General features: G+C 71.5%; 14 protein-coding genes and 1 tRNA gene. 12 read left to right on the top strand and 3 right to left on the bottom strand.

Annotation, left to right across the window (positions count from 1 at the left end):
• Nucleotides 1-2: 2 nt before the first annotated feature.
• Complete coding sequence (locus ABT053_RS04470; protein ID WP_350967438.1) at nucleotides 3-1,406, bottom strand: NAD(P)-binding domain-containing protein; 1,404 nt, start codon at nucleotides 1,404-1,406, stop codon at nucleotides 3-5.
• Nucleotides 1,407-1,463: 57 nt separating this feature from the next.
• Here ABT053_RS04470 and ABT053_RS04475 point away from each other — a divergent pair, with 57 nt between their 5' ends.
• From ABT053_RS04475 to ABT053_RS04485, 3 genes are read left to right on the top strand one after another with little or no spacing between them, the layout of a single operon-like run.
• The gene (locus tag ABT053_RS04475; RefSeq protein ID WP_350967439.1) at nucleotides 1,464-2,366 is read left to right on the top strand and encodes a LysR family transcriptional regulator; all 903 of its coding nucleotides are present in this window, start codon (nucleotides 1,464-1,466) and stop codon (nucleotides 2,364-2,366) included.
• 4 nt (nucleotides 2,367-2,370) lie between these two features.
• Nucleotides 2,371-3,390: a chorismate-binding protein gene (locus ABT053_RS04480; protein WP_350967440.1), complete on the top strand. Its 1,020-nt coding sequence runs from the start codon at nucleotides 2,371-2,373 to the stop codon at nucleotides 3,388-3,390.
• Nucleotides 3,387-4,217: an aminotransferase class IV gene (locus ABT053_RS04485; protein ID WP_350967441.1), complete on the top strand. Its 831-nt coding sequence runs from the start codon at nucleotides 3,387-3,389 to the stop codon at nucleotides 4,215-4,217. The genes ABT053_RS04480 and ABT053_RS04485 overlap by 4 nt, the downstream gene beginning before the upstream one ends.
• 83 nt (nucleotides 4,218-4,300) lie before the next feature.
• On the opposite strand, the gene ABT053_RS04490 is transcribed toward ABT053_RS04485, so the two are convergent.
• Nucleotides 4,301-5,713 (bottom strand): hypothetical protein, encoded by a 1,413-nt coding sequence (locus ABT053_RS04490; RefSeq protein WP_350967443.1) that lies wholly within the window; start codon nucleotides 5,711-5,713, stop codon nucleotides 4,301-4,303.
• Between the two features lie 70 nt (nucleotides 5,714-5,783).
• Between ABT053_RS04490 and ABT053_RS04495 the strand changes: the two genes are divergently transcribed.
• Nucleotides 5,784-6,416: a DUF305 domain-containing protein gene (locus tag ABT053_RS04495; protein WP_350967445.1), complete on the top strand. Its 633-nt coding sequence runs from the start codon at nucleotides 5,784-5,786 to the stop codon at nucleotides 6,414-6,416.
• A gap of 179 nt (nucleotides 6,417-6,595) precedes the next feature.
• On the opposite strand, the gene ABT053_RS04500 is transcribed toward ABT053_RS04495, so the two are convergent.
• Complete coding sequence (locus tag ABT053_RS04500) at nucleotides 6,596-7,012, bottom strand: SsgA family sporulation/cell division regulator (protein WP_184547867.1); 417 nt, start codon at nucleotides 7,010-7,012, stop codon at nucleotides 6,596-6,598.
• 472 nt (nucleotides 7,013-7,484) lie between these two features.
• Here ABT053_RS04500 and ABT053_RS04505 point away from each other — a divergent pair.
• The 8 genes from ABT053_RS04505 to ABT053_RS04540 all read left to right on the top strand — a co-directional run bounded on the left by ABT053_RS04505 (nucleotide 7,485) and on the right by ABT053_RS04540 (nucleotide 22,572).
• A tRNA-Val gene (locus ABT053_RS04505) sits at nucleotides 7,485-7,556 on the top strand.
• A 574-nt stretch (nucleotides 7,557-8,130) separates the two neighbouring features.
• The gene (locus ABT053_RS04510; protein WP_350967446.1) at nucleotides 8,131-9,117 is read left to right on the top strand and encodes an AraC-like ligand-binding domain-containing protein; all 987 of its coding nucleotides are present in this window, start codon (nucleotides 8,131-8,133) and stop codon (nucleotides 9,115-9,117) included.
• 533 nt (nucleotides 9,118-9,650) lie between these two features.
• Nucleotides 9,651-10,733 carry a ParB/RepB/Spo0J family partition protein gene (locus ABT053_RS04515; protein WP_350967447.1) on the top strand — a complete coding sequence of 361 codons (1,083 nt, stop codon included), beginning with the start codon at nucleotides 9,651-9,653 and terminating at the stop codon, nucleotides 10,731-10,733.
• Nucleotides 10,734-10,787: 54 nt separating this feature from the next.
• Entirely contained in the window at nucleotides 10,788-13,784 is a 2,997-nt protein-coding gene (locus ABT053_RS04520) for a helix-turn-helix transcriptional regulator (protein ID WP_350967448.1), read from the top strand.
• 1,225 nt (nucleotides 13,785-15,009) lie between these two features.
• A complete protein-coding gene (locus ABT053_RS04525; RefSeq protein ID WP_350967449.1) occupies nucleotides 15,010-18,612 on the top strand; it encodes a galactose-binding domain-containing protein in 3,603 nt (1,200 codons plus the stop codon).
• Nucleotides 18,613-18,837: 225 nt separating this feature from the next.
• Nucleotides 18,838-20,781 carry a DNA helicase RecQ gene (recQ, locus tag ABT053_RS04530; RefSeq protein ID WP_350967450.1) on the top strand — a complete coding sequence of 648 codons (1,944 nt, stop codon included), beginning with the start codon at nucleotides 18,838-18,840 and terminating at the stop codon, nucleotides 20,779-20,781.
• A 137-nt stretch (nucleotides 20,782-20,918) separates the two neighbouring features.
• Nucleotides 20,919-21,581 (top strand): potassium channel family protein, encoded by a 663-nt coding sequence (locus tag ABT053_RS04535; protein ID WP_350967452.1) that lies wholly within the window; start codon nucleotides 20,919-20,921, stop codon nucleotides 21,579-21,581.
• A gap of 94 nt (nucleotides 21,582-21,675) precedes the next feature.
• Nucleotides 21,676-22,572, top strand: coding sequence for a TIGR03564 family F420-dependent LLM class oxidoreductase (locus ABT053_RS04540; RefSeq protein WP_350967453.1), 897 nt, complete (start codon nucleotides 21,676-21,678; stop codon nucleotides 22,570-22,572).
• The last annotated feature ends 122 nt before the right edge of the window (nucleotides 22,573-22,694 follow it).

Consider the following 22,694-nt stretch of genomic DNA (forward strand, 5'->3'; position numbering starts at 1 on the left):
CGTCACCGGCCCCCGGGGAGGGCGGCGATCACCTCCACCTCGATGAGCAGCCCCGGCCGGAACAGCCCCGAGACCTCCACGGTCGTGCTGGCCGGGGGTTCGCCGGTGATGAAACGCTTGCGCACGGCCCCGTACTCCGGCAGCAGCGACATGTCGGTGACGTGGCTCCGGATGTGGGTCACGTCGTCGAACGCGCAGCCCTGGTCGGCGAGGACGCGTGACAGCAGGTCCATCACGTACTCGGACTGGCGGGTCATGTCCCCCTCGCCGACCACCCTCCCCTCCTCGTCCAGCGCCACCTGCCCCGAGACGAACAGCAGGCCCGCGGCCTTGGTGGCGTGGGAGTAGAGCCCGTTGGTGGCGGGAACCGTGGCCGGGTTCAGTTTCTCCACCCCGGCACGGCGCCCCGGGGCCTCCATCCCGGCACGGCGCCCCGGATCCTCCGCCCAGGTACGGTCCCCCGCCCGGCCCGGGTCCTCCATCCCGGTACGGCCCTCCTGCACCTCCCGCTCCACGCTCCCCACCTGTCCCGGATCACCCGAGCGACCCGGACGACCCACCTGGCCAGACGTGCCCGGCCGGTCCGCCCCTGTGGGACCGGCTGTGGCGACGTGCGCGAAGATCGCTGTCAGGTCCGCACCGCCGAGCCCGGACGCCACCGCGTCCGCCAGCCTCGTCCCGGCCGCGGCGGCGAGGGTCTGGGTGCCGTGCGCGGCCAGCCCCACGTCCTTGGCCGCGAGGCCGAGGGCGTAGCGCGTCTCGTACGGGCCGTTCTCGACGGCCGGGCGGACCCGTTCGACGAGCGGTCCCAGCGGGGTGCCGCCGAGCACGGCCAGCAGGGTCGCGGTGTCCACCCCGGTCGCCTCCGCGTACGCGAGGGTCTCGGCGAGCAGCACCTGGGCGGGCACCAGCGCGCTCATGACGGCCAGCTTCATCGCCGCGCCCGCGCCGGGGCCGCCGGCCTCGATCACCCGGCCGAACACCTCCAGCGCCTTCCGGCAGCGGGCCAGGTCCCCGGGCGGGCCCCCGGCCAGCACCGTCAGGGTGCCGTCCCCGGCCGGTCCCACGCTGCCCAGGACCGGCGCGTCGACCAGCCCCACCCCCGGGGGAAGCAGGCCGCGCAGCCCGGCCACCGCCTCGGGCCCGATCGTCGACATCTCCGCGACCACCGTCCCGGGCCGCAGTCCCGGTGCCGCGTCCGCGAGCACCCGCCGTACCGCCGCGGGGTCGCTGAGCATCGTGACGACCAGGTCCGCGCCCGCCACGGCCTCGGCGGGCGACGCCGCCGAGGCGGCACCCTCGACCTCGCGGGGGGTGCGGTTCCACGTCTTCACCGTGTACCCGGACAGCACGAGCCGCCGGGCCATCGGGGCGCCCATGCGCCCCAGACCGAGAAAGGAGATCATGCGCCCACGCTACGAACCGGCGAGGCATTCCACCAGCGACTAGATTGCATGCGAGCCATGCGAGGGGGGAATGTGTTCGACGTCGAGGGACTGCGCCTGCTGGACACCGTGGCCCGTACCGGGTCGTTCACCGCGGCCGCCGCCAGGCTCAACTACACCCAGTCCGCCGTGTCCCGCCGCATCGCCGCGCTCGAACACCGCGCGGGCGGCCCGCTGTTCGAGAGGCTGCCGCGCGGGGTGCGGCTCACGCCCGCCGGTGAGGCGCTGCACCACCACGCCCAGGTCGTCCTGAACCGGCTGACCAGGGCGGAGGAGGAGCTGGCCGGGATCCACGGCGGCTACCGGGGGCGGCTGCGGGTGGGGGCGTTCGCGACCGCCAACGTCGCGCTCGTGCCCGGCGCCCTGCGCGCGTTCCGCGCGGACTTCCCCGAGGTCGAGCTCGTCCCGGTCGAGGGGCCGAGCAGGAGCCTGCTGCGCCGCATGCGGGAGGGCGGCCTGGACGTCGCGGTGGTCAGCGACTACCCGTCGGAGCTGCCCCACGAGGAGGAGATCGAGCTGGTCGAGCTGGCCGACGACGAGCTGTTCGTCGCGCTGCCCCGCGATCACCGGCTGGCGGCGGAGGAGATCGTCGACCTGCGCGAGCTGCGGGAGGAGACCTGGATCGAGGCGCCCCCGCCGGGCCGGGCCACCGCGCTCGCCGCGGCCTGCGCCCGCGCCGGGTTCGCCCCCCGCGCCACGGTCAGGATCGGCGAGTGGACGGGCAAGTTCGGGTTCGTCGCGGCCGGGCTCGGCGTCACGCTCGTCCCCGCCATCGCCGCCTACACCGTCCCGGCCGACCTGGTGCTCCGCTCCCTCGGCGACCTCGCGCCGCGCAGGACCGTCTACGCGGCGCTGCCGCCCACCCCGCTGCCCGCCGCCCGCACCCTGGTGAGGCTGCTGGCCGGACGAGCGGGACAATAGGGCGGTGCATGACTCCTTTGCGCATATATCCGGATATCTGGCCACCGGCCTCCGGGACATCACCACCGATCTCGCCGCGCTGGACGGCGAGGGCTGGTGGGCCGTCGTGATCGACTACGAGGGCAAGGTGACGTGCGCCAGGTTCGGGGACGTCCGCCGGGCGCCGCTGCCCGCGCCGCGCGACCCCTGGCGCGGGCCGCACCCGTCGTCGTGGCGCAGCTCCCTCGACCGGGCGGCGTACGAGGAGGGGGTGCGGCGCGTCCGCGCCCACATCGAGCGGGGCGACGTCTACCAGGCCAACCTGTGCCGGGTGCTGAGCGCGCCGCTCCCCGCCGGGCAGGCGCCGGACCCGCTGGCCCTGGCCGTACGGCTGGCGGAGGGCAACCCCGCCCCCTACGCCGCCACGGTGAGCCTGCCGGGGCTGAGCGTCGTGTCGGCCTCCCCGGAGCTCTACCTGTCCAGGGACGGCGACGTGATCGAGTCCAGGCCGATCAAGGGGACCGGGGTCACCGCGGAGGACCTGCTGGAGAAGGACTACGCGGAGAACGTGATGATCGTCGATCTCGTCCGCAACGACCTGGGCAGGGTCGCCGAGGTCGGTTCGGTGAGCGTGCCGGCCCTGTGCGAGGTGGAGGAGCACCCCGGCCTCGTGCACCTGGTCTCCACGGTCCGGGCGAGACTCGCGCCGCAGTACGGGTGGCCCGAGCTGTTCTCCGCGACCTTCCCGCCGGGGTCGGTGACCGGGGCCCCGAAATCCTCGGCCCTGCGAATCATCGATGAGCTCGAACCCGAGCCGCGCGGGCCCTACTGTGGAACCGTGGGCCGGGTCGACGCCGACCGCCGCCGGGCGTCGCTGGCCGTGGGGATCCGCACGTTCTGGTTGTCGGCCGGCGAGATCCGCTTCGGCACGGGCGCGGGCATAACCTGGGGGAGCGATCCGCGACGCGAGTGGGACGAGACCGAGCTGAAGGCCTCCCGGCTCATCGCGCTGGCATCAACATCAGGTTCAGAAGGAGTCGCATGAACGTACCTATATGGCTGAACGGGGCACTCGTCGCTCCGGACCAGGCCGTCGTCTCGGTGTTCGATCACGGCCTGATGGTCGGTGACGGCGTGTTCGAGACGATCAAGTGCATGGACGGCGCCACGTTCGCGCTCACCCGCCACCTCGACCGGCTCACGCTCTCGGCGCGGCGGATGGACCTGCCCGACCCCGACGTGGACGCGATCGCCGAGGGGATCCGCGCCTGCCTGGCCGAGGCCCCGCCGTGGCGGCTCGGCCGCGTCCGGGTCACCTACACCAGCGGCCCGGGGCCGCTCGGCTCCGACCGGGGCGACCAGGGCCGCACGACCGTGGTGATCGTCGACGAGCAGAAGCCGTTCCCGGCCACCGCCGACGTCACCGTCGTGCCCTGGCCGCGCAACGAGCGCGGCGCGCTCGCCGGGGTGAAGAGCACCTCCTACGGCGACAACGCCAAGGCCCTCTTCTTCGCCAAGGCGAGGGGCGGCGGCGAGGCGATCTTCGAGAACCTCGCGGGAAACCTCTGCGAGGGCACCGGCAGCAACATCTTCGTCGTACGCGACGGGCGGCTGCTCACCCCCACGCTCGCCTCGGGCTGCCTGGCCGGGGTCACCCGCGCGCTCGCCCTGGAGTGGTGCGGGGGCATCGAGGAGGACGTCCCGCTCTCGGCCCTGTACGAGGCCGAGGAGGCGTTCCTGACCTCCACCACCCGCGACATCCAGCCGATCCGGGCGGTCGACCGGACCGTGCTGCCCGCCGCGCCCGGCCCGATCACCGCCAAGGCCATGCAGGTCTTCGCCGAGCGCTCCGCCGCCGACCTCGACCCCTGAGCCCGCCTCCCGGGCCCCGTTCCAGGTTCCCGGTTCCGGTGAGGGACGTGCCCACCGGAACCGGCGGCCGGCCGCCCGGCGGGCTAGTAGGACACCTGGGTCTGCGCGTTCAGCTCCTTGAGCTCGACCTTGGCGGCCGGATCGGTCAGCGGGTCGTCGATGCGGAGCACGTCCAGGCCCTTGGTGATGTCACTCGAGTAGATGTGGCCGTTGTAGTAGTACGCCGACCAGGAGCCGCCGACCCCCGGCACCGGGCCCCGCTCGAAGAAGCCGATCTCCTTGGGCTTGGTCGCGTCGGTGAAGTCCCAGACGGACACCCCGCCCTGGTACCACGACTGGACCATGATGTCCTTGCCCGGCACCGGCAGCAGCGAGCCGTTGTGCGCGACGCAGTTCTCTTCGGGCGACTGCTCCCTGGGGATCTTGAAATAGCCGCGGAGCGTGAGCCTGCGGTCCTTGCCGAGGTCGTACACGGCGTTGGCGCCCTTGGTCTTCGGGGTGTTGGCGTCGCAGGTCGCGCTCACGCCGCCGCCCAGCTCGTCCCCGAAGACGACCTTGGTGGCGTCGTTGTTGAACGTCGCCGAGTGCCAGATGGCGAAGTTCTCCTTGTCGCTCACGTGCTGGAGCACCTTGGGGTTGACCCGGTCGGAGATGTCCATCAGGATCCCGTCGCCGAAGCAGGCGGCGGCGGCGAGGTCCTTCTCCGGATAGACCGTGAGGTCGTGGCAGCCGCCGATGGCCCCCTCAACGGCCTTCTCGGACAGCTCCGGCCGCGAGACCACCTTGGCGGTCTTCGGGGCCTTGACCGGCACCTCGACCACGGAGATCTTGTTGTGCGGGGGCGGGCAGGTCGCCGTGCCGGGCTCGGGGCCGGGGGAGGAGATGTAGAGGTAGACCTTGTCCGGGCTCTTGCCGGGGACGAGGGTGTGGGTGTGCGAGCCGCAGTCGGTCTCGACCGCCGAGACGAAGGTGGGATGGGTCTTGTCCGAGATGTCGAAGATCCGGATGCCCTCCCAGGCGTCCGACTCGGGCTCACCGCGCTGGGCGTCGCACTCCGGGCCGACCCGGGCGGAGTCGATCGACAGGAAGAGCAGGTTCCCGCTCACCGAGATGTCGTTCTGCTCGCCGGGGCAGAGGACCTGGGCCGCGATCCCGGGGTTCGCCGGGTCGGAGATGTCGAAGACGCTGAAACCGTCGAAGTTGCCGACGAACGCGTAGTCGCCCTGGAAGGCCAGGTCGGTGCCCCACGACTGGGGCCCGTCGAGGGGGGCGCGGGGAGGCACGTTGGCCAGGTGTGTGATGTTGTCGCTGTGCGTACCGTCCCCCGAGATCCCGGCGGCGGGGCTCTCCGTCGCCTGCTCCGGGACGCTCGGGCTCCCCTCGGGGGTGGCCGGGGCCGTGCTGGGCGCGGTCGCCTCGGACGGTGGCGAGGCGGCGGGGGTCGGATCCGCCCCGCACCCTGCCACGAGAAGTAGCGCGGCCAGGACGAATGCCACGATCGGTCGCACGGTGCCCCCATTACGTCGGTCCACTTGCCCCATTATTGAAGCTATGCGGAGGATGCGTGTGCCGAGTCAGGGTATCGCGGTGATCATGATGGCAGCGGTTCTCGGCGGATGCGCGGGGGCCGGGCCGGAGCGTTCCACCCCGCTCGTCGCCGAGTCCGGCGCGCCCGTGATCATCCCGGGCGGCCCGGGGGAGGCCGGTCGCGCGGCGCGGCCCGGAGAGAGCCTCGGGGAGTCGGAGGCGCGCGTCACCGCGGCCGACGTACGGTTCGCCGAGGGCATGATCCCGCACCACCGGCAGGCGCTGGAGATGGCGGCGCTGGTGCCGGCCCGCACCTCCTCACCGGTGCTGCGGAGGCTCGCCGAGCGGATCACCGCGGCGCAGCGGCCGGAGATCGCGGCCCTCACCTCGTGGCTGGAGGCGGCGGGACGTCCGCCGGGCGAGCACGGCGGTCACGACGAGCACGCCCTCCCGCTGGAGGAGATGAACCGGCTCAGGGCGGCCAGGGGAGCGGCCTTCGACACCCTCTTCCTGAACCTCATGATCACTCATCACGAGGCGGCGGTGACGATGGCGGGGATCCAGCTGCGCGAGGGCACCGACCGGATCATGCTGGCCACCGCGAAGGATGTCGTCTCCGGGCAGGGCATCGAGATCGCCCGGATGCGGAGCCTGCTCGGGCCGGGGACGTAGCCCGGCGCGGGAGCCGTTCGGGCCCGGAAGGCGGTCTCGGCGTGCGGGACCCGCTCAGGCCTGAGGGCGTGGTCTTGATATGCGGACCCGCTCGGGCCAGGGCGGGGCCGGGCGACCCCGATCAGGCGACCGCCGTCACCACGGAACCCGGGGGACGGGGCCGAGGGGCCGAGGGCCCGTCACGAACTCCAGAGCATGTTGCTGAGCTCGGCGTCCAGGTCCATGAAGTCGGTCTCGCGACCGGCGGGGACCAGCTCGTACGTCCGGTGCAGGAACTCCGTGAGCGGGGCCAGGGGCACCTCGAACAGGGCCTGCCCGAACGGCGACGTGAGGCTTATGTGCAGCGTGCGCTCGCCGTCGGCGCGCGCCGGCCACACCTGGACGTCCCCGTCGCCGACCCGCCGCACGATGCCGACCGTGAGCAGCTCGCGAGCGAAGATCCACTCGACCGGCTCGTCGTTTCCGACGTGGAAGGCCATCCTGATCGCGTACGGATCACCGGCCGTGTAGCTGAGCCCGGCGAGGAGGGGGACGGTGGTACGGTCGGGGACCACAAGCCGAAGGCCTAGCTCGGCAGAGACGGTGGCGCTGTTCATCGTCAGCCAAACCTTTTTCGTCGTCGGTCCCCTCTGCGGGGCTTTCACTGCTCTCACTGCTCTGAAACGGCGTCGTTCCTCGCGGGCTATCACGCGGAACAAAGAAACCTGTAGGAAAGATTCCGCCTCCACGCCCTTCTGTAACACACATCACAGCGCGACATTTGGGCATCTACCTGGCTAAACATCACCAACAGGGCCGTATTTGCAAGGGTTTTGCGTCTCGTTTTGGTCACCGTCGACTCCCCGGCGGGGCGTCTCGGGTGATTCGGGTCGAGCGAGGGTCGTTCGGTGCTTCTACGGATCAGGACGATGCTATGACACCGTAGCCCCCCGCCGGATGCATCCTCAGACCTTTGCCTCCCGACCGTGTCGTCTTTCAAGATCATTTTATTGGCGGATACCGCTTCGCGAGCACTCTCGGATTGCTGTATGGTTTTCCACGTCGGCACCGTGAGGGGCCGCACAGGGCGGGCGATTAGCTCAGCGGGAGAGCGCTTCGTTCACACCGAAGAGGTCACTGGTTCGATCCCAGTATCGCCCACACTAGCAAGTCGCAGGTCAGAGCCCCTCGGCTGACACCGGCCGGGGGGCTTTCGTCTGCCCGCGACCTGTCGCGCGACCGGCTGGGCGACCACGCCTCTGTGGTGCTCCCGGGGAAGATCGATCCATCGCCGCCGCACCGGCCGGGGTGCGGGCGGGCCGCCTCCGGCCTGCCCTCCGGATTCCAAACGATCAGCCGGGCGCCCTGAGTGTCCTTGTGCGCGCCCTGGGTGGCGGGGGCGGCCCCCGGCCAGGCGTGCGGGCCCGTTCCCTCCGCTGCGGCCACCACAGCCCCCCGCCCGGTCGAGTGTGGGCGACGTGGAAGGGGGGCCTCTCCGGTCCTCCGGGACCCGGCGGAGTGGGACGACGTCCCGCTCGCCGTGGACGCCGTCGCGGTCGTTTCGACGGGCGCCCGCGCGCACCCGGATGACCAGCCTCAAGATGACCAGGCTCAATACGCGGTTAAGAGCGCCCGAAAGGCGATTGCGCTGCCGCTAGATCGCAAATCCTGATATGTCCGTTAAGTCGGGCTTTACGGAAAGCCGCAGGGTGACCGAGGGCACTGGGGGTGGCGGATGCTGGTGACCGAGTTCACCACGGAGGTCGTGGCGGCACCGGAGCGGTTCGCGCTGTGGCAGGAGGTCGCGGCACAGTCGCACGTGCCCAACCGGCACCGCAGCGACGACCACGACGACTTCCGCGCCAGGATCCGCGTCATGGACCTGGGGCCGTTACAGGTGTCCGCGCTGGCCTACCCGCATCTGGAGATCGCGCGGACGGCGAAGGTGATACGGCAGACCGACTCGGAGGTCTATCAGATCAACTACTTCCTCAGCGGGGGAGGGACCGTCTCCCAGGCCGGTCATGACGCGGTGTTCCGTTCCGGTGACCTCGTGGTGGTGGACAGCAGCCGCGTCTTCCACGCCGACGTCCACGCCCTCCCGGACGACTGGTCGAACCTGGTCGTGCAGTGTCCTCGCGAGCTGATGCCGCTACCGGAGAGGACGATGCGGAACCTGGTCGGCGTCCCGATCGACGGGCGCAGCGGCATGGGCGGGATGCTGGCCCGCTGGCTGACCGACCTCAACGCACGTGCCGGTGAGTTCACCCCGGCCGACGTCCCCACCCTGACCCAGGTCACCCGGGACCTCCTGGCCTCCGCCCTCGCCATCTGCGTGGACGCCGCGGACGCCGTACCCCCGGAGATCCACAGACACGCGCTGAAGCAGCGCATCCACACCTTCGTCGAGCAGCGTCTCGGCGAACCGGCCCTCACTCCCGCCGCCATCGCCATCGCCCACGGGATCTCCACCCGTCATCTGTACACCCTCTTCGAGGAGGAGGGCCGTACGGTGGCCGCCTGGATCCGCGAACGCCGCCTGGAACACTGCCGCCGCGACCTCGCCGACCCCTCCCTCGGCAACCGCTCCATCCACGCCATCGCCACACGCTGGGGTTTCACGAACAAGTCCCACTTCAGCCGCGCCTTCCGCGCCCGCTACGACATGACCCCCAGCGACTACAGGCACGCCCTTTCCCGCACCACGACCGTGCAGAAGTGATCAACAGGCGTGCATGGAGGGTCAACGACAAAACAAGCGCTGGAACGCAGACTTTCCGCAGGGGCCACGCGGTGGCTCCTCTCGGGGAAGGAGATCCATGCGCGTTCGTCGTGGCCGATGACGTGGACGGCGAGCACCTCGCGTGCCGGATGTGAGACCACCGCCCGGCCAGGACCTCTCACAGGGCCGGTGCGGCCGCCTACACCCGCTCGCCGCCGGTCAAGGAACCCGGTGATCTCCCCGGGCGCCCGATCATCGTCGATCCGGACGTTCCCCCGCGCGAGTACGGGCGGCGCCACGACCGGCACCGAGCCCGTCGAACCCTGATCCCGGCGGCCCCGCCGCGTACCGTCCCTGACTCGATCGCGGGTTCGGGTGAGCGGGTTCGGGGTGAGCGGGTTCGGGGTGAATCGCCGACCCGCGCGTACATCCCCGCAGGACAGGAGGGCGGGCCCGTGAGGTCCGGGAGGGGACGTGGGCCGGCCCGATGCAGCAATGGGAAGCGAGAAGGCTTCGTCGGATGGGAAGACGCAATGGCTGACCAGACCATGGAAACGGCCCCGTCGCACGTGAACCGGACCGGGGAGGAAACGCCGGAGGGAGAGTACCGCTCCAGGCTCTCGGAAATCGAGACGGTGCCCGTCCGCTCGCTGCTCGCGGCGGACACGCCGCGGAGCGCGGGGGAGGACCTGGAGCACGTGAAGGTGCTCTCCAGGCTGGACACCGTACTGCCCCCGGTGATCGTGCACCGGGCCACCATGCGGGTCGTGGACGGGATGCACCGGCTGCGGGCGGCGGTGCTGCGCGGTGAGGAGAGCATGCGCGTGCGGTTCTTCGACGGCGACGAGCGCGACGCCTTCGTGGTCGCGGTGAAGGAGAACACCGCCCACGGCCTGCCGCTGTCGGCCGCCGACCGCGCCGCGGCCGCCGGCCGGATCGTGCGCTCGCACCCCTACTGGTCCGACAGGGCCATCGCGGGAGTCGCCGGACTGTCCGCCCGGGTGGTGAGCGACATCCGCCGTACGGCGTTTCCCCAGGGCACCCGGATCGAGGCACGGCTGGGGCGCGACGGGCGGGTCCGCCCGCTGGACAGCTCCGCCGGGCGGATACGCGCGGCCGAACTGATCGCGGAGGAGCCGCAGGCCTCGCTCCGTCAGATCGCACAGCGGTCCGGGATCTCGCCGAGCACGGTACGGGACGTCCGTGAGCGCCTGAGGCGAGGCGAGGACCCCCTGCCGAGCTCGCTGCGGTCCGCTGCCGCGCCACCCGTGCCACCTGTGCCACCCGCGCCACCCGTGCCGGCCACCCGGAACCAGGCGGATGCCGCGAACGTTCCGCTTCCAGATGTCGAGACCGGACCCCGCCCGGAGCCGAAGCCCGGCCGTAACCGGACGTCGGCGTTGAGCATCCTGATCAGAGACCCGTCCATCCGGTCCAGGGAGCGTGGCCGGCTCCTCCTCCGGATGCTCGGCGCGAGCGCCGGCCTCACGCCGAGCCGGGAGCAGCTCGTCGACGCGGTCCCCGAGCACCGCGTCGACCTTGTCTGCCAGATGGCCAAGGAGTTCGCCACGGCCTGGGCGAAGTTCGCCGAGGATCTCGAACTCAGGGTGAAATGACGCCCGCGGGCTCGTGGCGGCGGTTCTGTCGGCGGCCGGTGGCATCCTGGGGGCGTGAGAGCCCACGCGGTAAGCCCCCTGTTCGTCGGCCGCGCCGACGAGCTCGCCGTTCTGGGAGAAGCGCTCGCCAGGGCGCGCTCCGGGTCGGCCTCGACCGTGTTCGTGGGAGGCGAGGCCGGGGTCGGCAAGACCCGCCTCGTCCGCGAGTTCACCGAGCGCTCGGACGACGCCCTGGTGCTGGTCGGCGGGTGCCTGGAGCTGGGCACCGACGGCCTCCCCTTCGCCCCCTTCACCGCGGTGCTGCGCAAGCTCGCCCGCGACCTGGGCCACGACGGCGTCGCCGCGCTGCTGCCCGGCGGGGCGACCCGGGGGCTCGCCCGGCTGCTGCCGGAGTTCGGTGAGCCGGAGAGGGAGGGCGCCGAGGCGCGGGCCCGGCTCTTCGAGCAGGTCCTGGGCCTGCTGGAGCGGCTCGCCGAGACCCGGCCGACGATCCTGGTCATCGAGGACGCCCACTGGGCCGACCGCTCCACCCGCGACCTGCTGTCGTTCCTCGTCCGCTACCAGCGCTCCGACGTGCCCCTGCTGACCCTGGTCACCTACCGGGCCGACGAGCTGCACCGCACGCATCCCCTGCGCCCGCTGCTGGCCGAGCTGAGCCGGGTCGACTGGGTCACCCGCCTCGACCTGCGCAGGCTGAGCCGCCGGGAGGTGGACCAGCAGGCCGCGAGCATCCTCGACGGCGAGCCGGTCGCCGACCTCGATCTGGTCTACGCGCGCAGCGAGGGAAACCCGCTGTTCGTCGAGGCGCTGCTCAGCGGGGGCGAGGGTGAGACGCTGCCCGACTCGCTGCGCGACCTGCTGCTGGCCAGCGTCGAGCGCCTGCCGGAGGAGACCCAGGAGCTGATGCGGCTGGCCGCCGCAGGTGGGGCGAGGATCGAGCACACGATGCTCTCGGCCGTCGCCGGGGCCGACGACGGCGAGCTCTCCCGCCTGCTGCGCCCGGCGGTGGCGGGCAACGTGCTCCTGGTCGACGGCGAGACGTACGCCTTCAGGCACGCCCTGATCCGCGAGGCCGTCCACGACGACCTGCTGCCCGGCGAGCGCACCCGCCTGCACACCCGTTTCGCCGAGGCCCTGGAGGGCAATCCCGGCATCCTGCCCGCTCCCCGGTCGGCCATCGAGCTCGCCCACCACTGGCACGCCGCGCACAACCCCCTCTGGGCGCTGACCAGCGCCTGGCACGCGGCCGCGGCCGCCCGGAAGACGGCGGCCTACGACGAGCAGCTGCGCATGCTGACCCGGGTCCTGGAACTGTGGGAGACGATCCCCGACGCCGCCGAGCGGATCGGGGCCGACCACATCGACGTGCTCCGGCAGGCGATCACCGTGGCCCACCTGGCCGGGGAGTTCGAGCGGGGCATCTCCCTCGCCAAGGCGGCCCTGCGGGAGATCGACACCGCCACCGACCCGATCCGCGCGGCCCGGCTGCTGCGGCAGCGCGGGCTCGTCAGGTACGACCTCGGCAGGGCCGGGTTCCTCGAGGACCTCCGCACCGCCGTCGCGCTCGTTCCCGCGGAGCCGCCGACCGCCCTGCGCGCCCAGGTCCTGGAGAACCTGTCGCGCATGCTCAGCCACCCCGGGGACTGGGCCGAGAAGGAGTCGCTCGCCGAGGAGGCCATGCGCATCGCCCACGAGGTCGGCAACCCCGACATCGAGGCCCACGCGCTCGTCACGCTCACCTGGGCCAGGTGCCGATACTCCCGGATGGAGGAGCAGGTCGTCGCGTTCGCCAGGGCGCGGGAGATCGCGAGCCGGGCCAGCACGTACCACGCGCTGATGCGGGCCGTCATCTCCGAGTCCGACGCCCTGGAGGGGGCCGGATGGCACGAGCGGGCCGCCGAGGTCGCCCGCGGCGGCATCGCCGACGCCGAGGCGTACGGCCTGGCCCGCACGTCCGGCGCCTTCCTGGCGATCAACCTGGTCGAGCCCCTGGTCTCCCTCGGCCGCTGGGACGAGGCGTCCGAGGTGGTCGAGGGCGGCCTGGAGGTCACCCCGCCGGCCCCCTACCGCGCGAGCCTTGAGGCCCTGGCCGCCGACATCGCGCTGGCCCGCGGGGAGATCGACCGGGCCGACGCGCTCTTCCGGTCCTCGCGGGCCGTGTTCGCCAGGGGCACCTACCGGGACCAGACGATCCTGCCCCAGCTGCGCAGGGAGATCGAGCTGCTGGTGGCGCGGGGCAGGGACGACGAGGCGTCCGCGCTCGTCGGGCGGATCCTGGACGAGCAGGACCTGGAGGGCACCCCCCGCTACGTCTGGCCGCTCCTCCTCGCCTGCCTGCGAGTCGCCGCGTCCTCGCCGTCCTCGCTGTCCTCGCCGTCCTCGCTGTCCTCGTCGTCCTCGTCGTCCTCGCCGTCCTCGCCGTCCTCGCTGTCCTCGTCGTCCTCGTCGTCCTCAGTGTCCTCGCCGCCCCCGCTGTCCCGGCTGCGCGCCGTGGCGGAGCGGCTCGGCCCGGTGGAGGGGGAGCTCCAGCGGGCGCACAGCCTCACCTTCACGGCCGAGGCCGCCCAGGCGGAAGGGGCGCCCGACCGGAAGGCGTGGGACGCGGCGGCCGCCGCCTGGGCCGCGCTCCGCCAGCCCTACGCCGAGGCCCGCGCCCTGCTCGGCGCGGCACGGGCCGCCGTCGAGGCGGGGGAGCGCGACGAGGCCGCACCGAGCCTGTCCCGGGCGGCGGAGCTCGCGGCGCGGGTCGGGGCCCCGCCGCTGGCCGCCGAGATCGCCTCCCTGGCCAGGCGGGCCCGGATCCCGCTCTCCGGGGAGCCCGCCCCCGCCGAGCCGGTCTCCGAGCGGGCCGGGCTCGGGCTCACCGCGCGCGAGCACGAGGTGCTTGGCCTGGTGGCGGCCGGCCGCAGCAACCGCGAGATAGCGGGGGAGCTGTTCATCTCGGCGAAGACCGTGAGCGTGCACGTCTCCAACATCCTCGCCAAGCTGGGCGCCTCCTCGCGCGGCGAGGCGGCGGCGACGGCACACCGGCTGCGCCTCTTCGAACGATGAACCATCGCCGTGAAGTAGGGGGCGTCCCGCCACGACGCCACCGGCTGCGCCTCTTCGAACGGTGAACCATCGCCGCGTCTCACCTTGCTATCCGTCAAGCCACATATTTCAGGCTGAATAGTCCAAAACAGCTCTTTATCTAGCCTCCTCCGGGTTTCGTGCCGAGCCGCGCGTGTCCCCGGCGCCTCGGCGTGACGCCTTCCGGGCCGGTCGGCGATCACGGGAACAGGCGTCGCACGGACCGCGCCGCAGGGGTGCGCGGACCGCGTCCCGCGGACGTACGGGCCGCGTCGCACGGACCGGGCGCGGACCGGGCGGGCCGGGATGTCCGGGTATGCGCGGGGGCCCGCGAGTCGCGCCCACCTGCCTCCGTCGCGCAAGCCGTTCCGTACGGCGATGTTTCCGGGACGTGTCCCCGGGTCCCGCCACGCCGCCGGTGTCCCCTCCGTCCCACCGCGCGGGGGCCTCCCGGAGGGGGCCGCGCACCCCTCGCGCGCCGGTCCGCGGAAGGGCCCGAAGGCCCCCGCAGCAGGCGGATCGGCCGGATCGCACGCCGGGCCGTACCGGGAAGTAAGCCACCTTTCTCGACCCGTTGACGCGGCCGTAGCACGTATGTAACATTTGGCCAGCGCAATGCAAAAATATTGCAAAGTCCTGTTAAATTCTCTCTGTTCTCCGCAACTTACGGCAGTGATGTGCTGCGCCGGCACATCCCTCCCACCCCTCCGGAGAGGCCCCAGGTGATGTCGTTCTCGGCATTGCGCGGCCGGTCGCCGCCATGGCGGCCCCGGTTGCGACACTCATCGCCCCCGCGCCGACGCTGACCGGTCCGGCCGTCACGGCCCGCGCCCGGCAGAACGTCCCGCGCCGCCGCCGCAGCCGGTAAGGGGCCCGGGGCTCCGGACGTCCCCCGTCCGGGACCCATCGACAGAGCTCACCGACCCGACGTTCACCCATCGCTCGTCCCGCCGGTCGTCTCCACGAGAGGAACGCCGGCGTACACGGCGAACAGCACCCCCCAGCGACGAACGAGGCACGGCTCGCGGATCGGCCCGCACAAGATCACCCGGCCGGCCCGTACGCCGGATTCCGACGACCCGGAGGAAGAGGGTCAGAGATCCGCGTCTCGTGGGCGAGGCACCCCCGGGTGCCGAGCGCGTCGCCCGGCGGAGGCCACGGCCTCCCTCCCGACCCTGTCGTTCCAGACGAGAGATAGAGGAACGCAATGAGAAAGCAGTACCTGGCGTTACGGCTGGTGGCGGCGATGGCCGCGACCAGCCTGCTCGCTCTGGCCGGGGCGGTCGCCGCACCGGCCTCGGCGGCGGCGGGCCCCAACCTGGCGGCGGGCAAGCCGGCCTCGTCCAGCAGTGTCAGCGCCCCCTACGGCGCCGGCAACGTCACCGACGGCAACGCCACCACCTACTGGGAGAGCAACAACAACGCCTTCCCGCAGTGGGTCCAGGTGGACCTCGGGGCGGCGGCCAGCGTCGACCAGGTCGTCCTGAAGCTGCCGCCCGCGGCGGCCTGGAACACCAGGACGCAGACCCTGTCGGTGCTTGCGGGCACGAGCTCCACGCCCACCACGACGGTCGTGGGCTCGGCCGGCTACACCTTCAACCCGTCGACCGGCAACACGGTGACGATCAACTTCGCCGCGACCAGCGCCCGCTACCTGCGGCTGAACATCACCGCGAACACGGGCTGGCCGGCCGGCCAGATCTCCGAGTTCGAGGTGTACGGCCCCGTCAGCGGCGGTGACACCACGCCGCCGAGCACGCCGTCGAACCTGGCCTACACCGAGCCCGGCTCGGGCCAGATCAGGCTGACCTGGAACGCCTCGACCGACAACGTGGGCGTGACCGGTTACGACGTCTACGCCAACAACGCCCTGCGCGGCAGCGTGGCGGGCAACGTCCTGACCTACACCGACACCCAGCCGGCCACCGCGACGGTGTCCTACTACGTCAAGGCCAAGGACGCGGCGAACAACCAGTCGGGCAACAGCAACACCGTCACCCGGAACGGCAGCACCCCGTCCGGGACGAACCTGGCCGTCGGCAAGGCGATCACCGCCTCCTCCTCGGTCTTCACGTTCGTGCCCGCCAACGCCAACGACAACAACACGGCGACCTACTGGGAGGGCAACGGCGGCAGCTACCCCAACACGCTGACCGTCGCCCTCGGGTCGAACGCCACCCTCAGCTCGGTCGTGGTGAAGCTGAACCCCGACAGCGCCTGGGGAACGCGTACGCAGAACATCCAGGTCCTCGGGCGCGGGCAGAGCTCGACCACCTTCACCAGCCTGGCGGCGGCGGCGAACTACACCTTCAACCCCGCCTCCGGCAACACGGTGACGATCCCGGTCAGCGGCGCCTACGCCGACGTCCAGCTCAGGATCACCTCCAACACCGGCGCCCCCGCCGGGCAGGTCGCCGAGTTCCAGGTCATCGGCACCCCGGCGCCGAACCCGGACCTGACGCTCACCGCCGTGACCGCGTCCCCCGCGTCCCCCATCGAGACCGACTCCGTCTCGCTCTCGGCCACGGTGCGCAACGCCGGTTCCGCGGCGTCCGGCGCGACGAACGTCAACTTCTACCTGGGCACCACCAAGGTCGGCACCGCCTCGGTCGGCGCGCTGGCCGCCGGAGCGTCCACCACGGTGACCGCCAACGCCGGTCCCCGTGACGCGGGCAGCTACGCGCTGAGCGCCAAGGTGGACGAGGACAACGGCGTCATCGAGCAGAACGAGTCGAACAACACCTTCGCGGCCTCCGCCCCCCTTGTGGTCAGGCCGGTCGACACCTCCGACCTGGTCGCCACGACCAGCTGGACCCCCAGCAACCCGTCCAACGGCGCCGTCGTCACCTTCTCGGTGGCGATCAGGAACCAGGGCACCGTGGCCTCCGCGAGCGGCGCCCACGGCATCACGCTGAACGTCCTCAACGAGGCGGGCACCGTCGTCCGTACCCTGACCGGCTCCCACACCGGCGTGATCGCGCCGGGCGCCACCACCAGCCCGGTGAACCTGGGCACCTGGACGGCGGCCAACGGCAAGTTCACCGTCCGGACGGTCCTCGCCGACGACGCCAACGAGCTCCCGGTCAAGCGGGCCAACAACACCGGCACCCAGCCGTTCTTCGTCGGCCGCGGCGCCAACATGCCGTACGACTTCTACGAGGCCGAGGACGCCGTCGTCGGCGGCGGGGCGGTCGTGGTCGGCCCCAACCGCGAGATCGGCCACGTGGCCGGTGAGGCCTCCGGCCGCAGGGCCGTGACGCTGAACAACACCGGCAACTACGTCGAGTTCACCACCAAGGCCAGCACCAACACCCTGGTCACCCGCTTCTCCATCCCCGACTCCGCGGGCGGCGGCGGCATCAACTCGACGCTGAACGTCTACGTCAACGGCACCTTCCTCAAGCCCATCAACCTGACGTCCAAGTACGCCTGGCTGTACGGCCCCGAGGCCGGTCCCAACAACTCGCCCGGCTCCGGCGGCCCGCGTCACATCTACGACGAGGCCAACGTCATGCTCGGGACCACCGTCCCGGCCGGCAGCAAGATCAGGCTGCAGAAGGACGCGGCCAACACCACGACGTACGCGATCGACTTCATCAACACCGAGCAGGTCTCGCCGGTCGCGAACCCCGACCCCGCCCGGTACACGACCCCCACCGGCTTCACCCACCAGGACGTGCAGAACGCCCTGGACCGGGTCCGGATGGACACCACCGGCAACCTGGTCGGCGTCTACCTGCCGGCGGGCACCTACCAGACGGCCAGCAAGTTCCAGGTCTACGGCAAGGCCGTCAAGGTAGTCGGCGCGGGCCCCTGGTACACCCAGTTCCGGGCGCCCGACACGCAGGACAACACCGACGTCGGCTTCCGCGCCGAGGGCACCGCGAGGGGCTCGTCCTTCGCGAACTTCGCCTACTTCGGCAACTACACCTCGCGCATCGACGGCCCGGGCAAGGTGTTCGACTTCTCGAACGTCAGCGACATCGTGATCGACAACATCTGGAACGAGCACATGGTCTGCCTCTACTGGGGCGCCAACACCGACCGGGTGACGATCAAGAACTCCCGGATCCGCAACATGTTCGCCGACGGCATCAACATGACCAACGGCAGCACGGACAACCTCGTCAGCAACAACGAGGCCCGCGCCACCGGTGACGACAGCTTCGCGCTGTTCTCGGCCATCGACGCCGGCGGCGCCGACATGCGCGGCAACGTCTACGAGAACCTGACGTCCATCCTGACCTGGCGGGCCGCGGGCGTCGCGGTCTACGGCGGGTACGACAACGTCTTCAGGAACATCTACATCGCCGACACGCTGGTCTACTCCGGCATCACGATCAGCTCGCTGGACTTCGGTTACCCGATGAACGGCTTCGGCGCCAGCCCGCCCACCAGGTTCGAGAACATCTCGATCGTCCGCGCCGGCGGGCACTTCTGGGGACAGCAGGTCTTCCCGGCGATCTGGATCTTCTCCGCCTCCAAGGTCTTCCAGGGCATCCGCGTCAACAACGTGGACATCGTGGACCCGACCTACGGCGGCATCATGTTCCAGACCAACTACGTCGGCGGCCAGCCGCAGAACCCGGTCACCGACACGATCTTCACGAACGTGTCGATCACCGGTGCCAGGAAGAGCGGCGACGCCTTCGACGCCAAGTCCGGCTGGGCCATCTGGGCCAACGAGATGCCCGAGCCCGGTCAGGGCCCGGCGGTCGGCTCGGCCACGTTCAACAATCTCCAGCTGAGCAACAACTTCCAGAACATCAGGAACACGACGTCGACCTTCAACATCATCGTCAACCCGTAACCTCGTGATCCCATAGGAAGATCGCGGGAGAGCCCGTGGTACCGGTGCCGCCGGGAGGTCCGACCCTCCCGGCGGCACTTTCCCGTTCTCCCGGCTCTCCCTATCGGGACCCGGCCGGGCGGTCCGGGCGGGTCCCGCGCGGCCCCGCGCCGTTTCCGGAGGGCGTCCGGGCCGATCCCGCCTGTTCGCCGCCGACCAGCGGGAAGATCCTCGTACAATGTCCCGATGGTTTCCCCCGAGAACGGCCCCGAGGTGAGCGACGCGTCGCGGGTCCTGCAGCGCGTCTTCGGCTACGACTCGTTCCGGGAGGGCCAGCAGGAGATCATCGAGCACGTCGTGTCCGGCGGCGACGCGCTCGTGCTCATGCCGACCGGCGGCGGCAAGTCGCTGTGCTACCAGATCCCCGCCCTCGTGCGGAAGGGCACCGGAGTGGTGATCTCGCCGCTCATCGCGCTCATGCAGGACCAGGTCGACGCCCTCACCGCGCTCGGCGTACGGGCCGGGTTCCTCAACTCCACCCAGGACTTCGAGGAGCGCCGGGCCGTCGAGTCGGCCTTCCTCTCCGGCGAGCTGGACCTGCTCTACCTGGCGCCGGAGCGCCTGCGGGTCGACGCCACGCTGCGGCTGCTCGACAGCGGGGTGATCTCGCTGTTCGCCATCGACGAGGCGCACTGCGTGGCCCAGTGGGGGCACGACTTCCGGCCCGACTACCTCGCCCTGTCCGCGCTGCACGAGCGCTGGCCGGACGTGCCGCGCATCGCGCTGACCGCGACGGCCACCGAGGCCACCCACGCGGAGATCGCCTCCCGCCTGAACCTGGACAAGGCCCGTCACTTCGTGGCGAGCTTCGACCGCCCCAACATCCAGTACCGCATCGCCCCCAAGAACGAGCCCAAGCGGCAGCTGCTGGAGCTGCTGCGCGCCGAGCACGCCGGGGACGCGGGCATCGTCTACTGCCTGTCGCGCAACTCGGTCGAGAAGATCGCCGAGTTCCTGGTGCAGAACGGCATCGAGGCGCTGCCCTACCACGCGGGGCTCGACGCCCGCGTCCGCGCCGCCAACCAGGCGCGCTTCCTGCGCGAGGACGGCCTCGTCATGGTCGCCACCATCGCGTTCGGGATGGGGATCGACAAGCCCGACGTGCGCTTCGTCGCCCACCTCGACCTGCCCAAGTCCGTCGAGGGCTACTACCAGGAGACCGGCAGGGCCGGGCGCGACGGCCTGCCCTCCACCGCGTGGCTCGCCTACGGCCTCCAGGACGTCGTGCAGCAGCGCAAGATGATCGACACCTCCGAGGGCGACGACGCCCACCGCCGCCGCCTCGCGACCCACCTGGACGCCATGCTCGCCCTGTGCGAGGCGGTCGAGTGCCGCCGCGCGCGGCTGCTCGCCTACTTCGGCCAGCAGGGCGCCACCGCCTGCGGCAACTGCGACACCTGCCTGTCGCCGCCGGAGTCGTGGGACGGCACGGTCGCCGCGCAGAAGGTCCTGTCGACCGTGTTCCGGCTCATGCGCGAGCGCCGCCAGAAGTTCGGCGCCGGGCAGATCATCGACATCCTCCTCGGCAGGAAGACGGCCAAGGTCATCCAGCACGACCACGACGGCCTCACGGTGTTCGGCATCGGCACGGAGCTGGGCGAGGCCGAGTGGCGCGGCGTGGTGCGCCAGCTGCTCGCCCAGGGGCTGCTCGCCGTCGAGGGCGACTACGGCACGCTGGTGCTGACCGAGGCGAGCGCCGAGGTCCTGGGCCGCAAACGCCAGGTCCCGCTGCGGCGCGAGCCGGAGAGGGCGGCGAAGGCCGCGAGGTCCTCCAAGGGCTCCACCTCGCGCCGGGCCGAGCCCGTCGAGATGCCGGAGGAGGCGGCGCCGGTGTTCGAGCTGCTCCGCTCCTGGCGCGGAGCCACCGCGAAGGAGCAGGGGGTGCCCGCGTACGTCATCTTCCACGACGCGACCCTGCGCGAGATCGCGACCAGGTCTCCCTCGTCCCTCGCCGAGCTGGGCACGATCAGCGGGATCGGCGAGAACAAGCTGGCCAAGTACGGCCAGCAGGTCCTCGACACCCTCGCGGGCTCCGGCGGGGAGTCCGGGAGCGGTTCCGGACAGGAGTCCGGGGGCGGCTCCGGCCGGGAATCCGGGGGCGGCGAGGAAGCCCTTCTGGAGTTCCCCTGAGGTAGAATCAGCCGAATTCGGGCCTGATGGCTCGCGCAGTGAGACGCATGTAGGAGCCTGGAGGCTGTCGTCCGCCTCCGGGCTTCTCGCGTTGGCGGATCCCCCCGTGGCTGCGAACCCCCGAAAGAGGACGATCGTTGGCTGACAGAAGGAACGATCCGGTGGTGGTCGTCGGGCTCGGCCGCTTCGGCAGCTCCCTCGCGGTCGAGCTGTTCCGCAGGGGCACCGAGGTGCTCGCCATCGACAGCCGCCCCAAGGTGGTGCAGAGCCTGGCGGGGAAGCTCACCCACGTCGTCGTCGCCGACTCCACCGACATCGAGGCGCTGCGGCAGATGGGGGTGCCCGACTTCTACCGGGCGGTGGTCGCCATCGGCACCGACCTGGAGTCCAGCATCCTCACCACGTCCCTGCTCGTCGAGCTGGAGATCGAGGACGTCTGGGCCAAGGCGATCAGCCGCGAGCACGGCCGCATCCTGGAGCGGGTCGGCGCCCACCACGTGATCCTCCCCGAGCACGACATGGGGGAGCGGCTCGCCCACCTGCTCAACGGCCGGATGCTCGACTACATGGAGGTCGACGGCGACTACGCGGTGGTCAAGACCCGCCCGCCCCGCGAGTACGTCGGCGTGCCCCTCGGTGAGTCCAACCTGCGGCGCAAGTACGGCGTGACCGTGGTCTGCGTGAAGGGCGAGCACGACGAGTTCACCTACGCCGACGCCGGGACCGTGCTGGGGTACGGGGACGTGATCGTCATCGCGGGCAAGATCGAGCAGGTGGAGCGGTTCACTGAGCTGCCCTGAGCCCTCCCGGCGTCTCCCGTGATTTCGGGTCTCCCGCACCGCGCCGTGATCGTCCTAGACTGGGCCGAACTTACTAGAATGGAGTTCGGTAGCGATGCGATTCGGACTGTTCCTCAATGAGTCCCAGAAGCCGGACGCGTTCGGACGGCTGCGGGAGCGCATCGCCCGCGGGGCCGACGACGGCTTCTCCTCCGTGTGGATGTCCCACACGTTCGGCCTCGACACGCTGACCGCGCTCGCCGTGATCGGGAGCCAGGTGCCCGGGATCGAGCTCGGCACCGGCGTCGTCCCGACCTACCCGCGCCACCCGGCGGCCCTCGCCCAGCAGGCGCTCACCGTCAACGCCGCCCTCGACGGGCGGCTCGCCCTCGGCATCGGGCTCTCGCACCAGATCGTGATCGAGGGCATGTACGGCATGAGCTTCGACCGGCCCGCCCGCCACATGCGCGAGTACCTGTCGATCCTGATGCCCCTCGCGCGCGGGGAGAACGCGGACTTCGAGGGGGAGACCCTCACGGGACGGCTGGGCCTGACCACGCCGGGGCCGAGGGACATGCCCGTGCTCATCGCCGCGCTGGCCCCGAGGATGCTCAAGCTGGCCGGGGAGGTGGCCGACGGCACCGTGCTGTGGATGACCGGCGCCAGGACGGTGGCCGAGCACGTGGCGCCCGCCGTCACCGAGGCCGCGCGGGCCGCCGGGCGTCCCGCGCCGAGGATCGTGTGCGCGCTGCCCGTCTGCGTCACCGACGACGCCGAGGCGGCCAGGGCGCTCGCCGCCGAGCGGTTCGAGATCTACGGCCAGCTGCCGTCGTACCGGGCGGTGCTCGACAGGGAGGGCGCCGAGGGGCCGGCGGACGTGGCGATCATCGGCGACGAGGACGAGGTGGCGGCGCGGATCGAGGCGCTCGCCAAGGCCGGGGTGACCGACTTCGTCGCCTCGGAGTACTCGCCGGGCACCCGGACGCGGGAGTTCCTCAAGAGCCTCCTCTGAGGGCTCTCGAGGACCCTTGAGGACCCTTGAGGACCCTTTGAGGGCTCTTGAGAACCCTTGGGAACTCCGCCCTTCGAGGGCCCGCCGCTTTTAAGCGCCCGGTTCCGAGGGCCCGTTTTCGG

This window comes from Streptosporangium sp. NPDC002524 (assembly GCF_040295985.1).
GTDB lineage: Bacteria > Actinomycetota > Actinomycetes > Streptosporangiales > Streptosporangiaceae > Streptosporangium.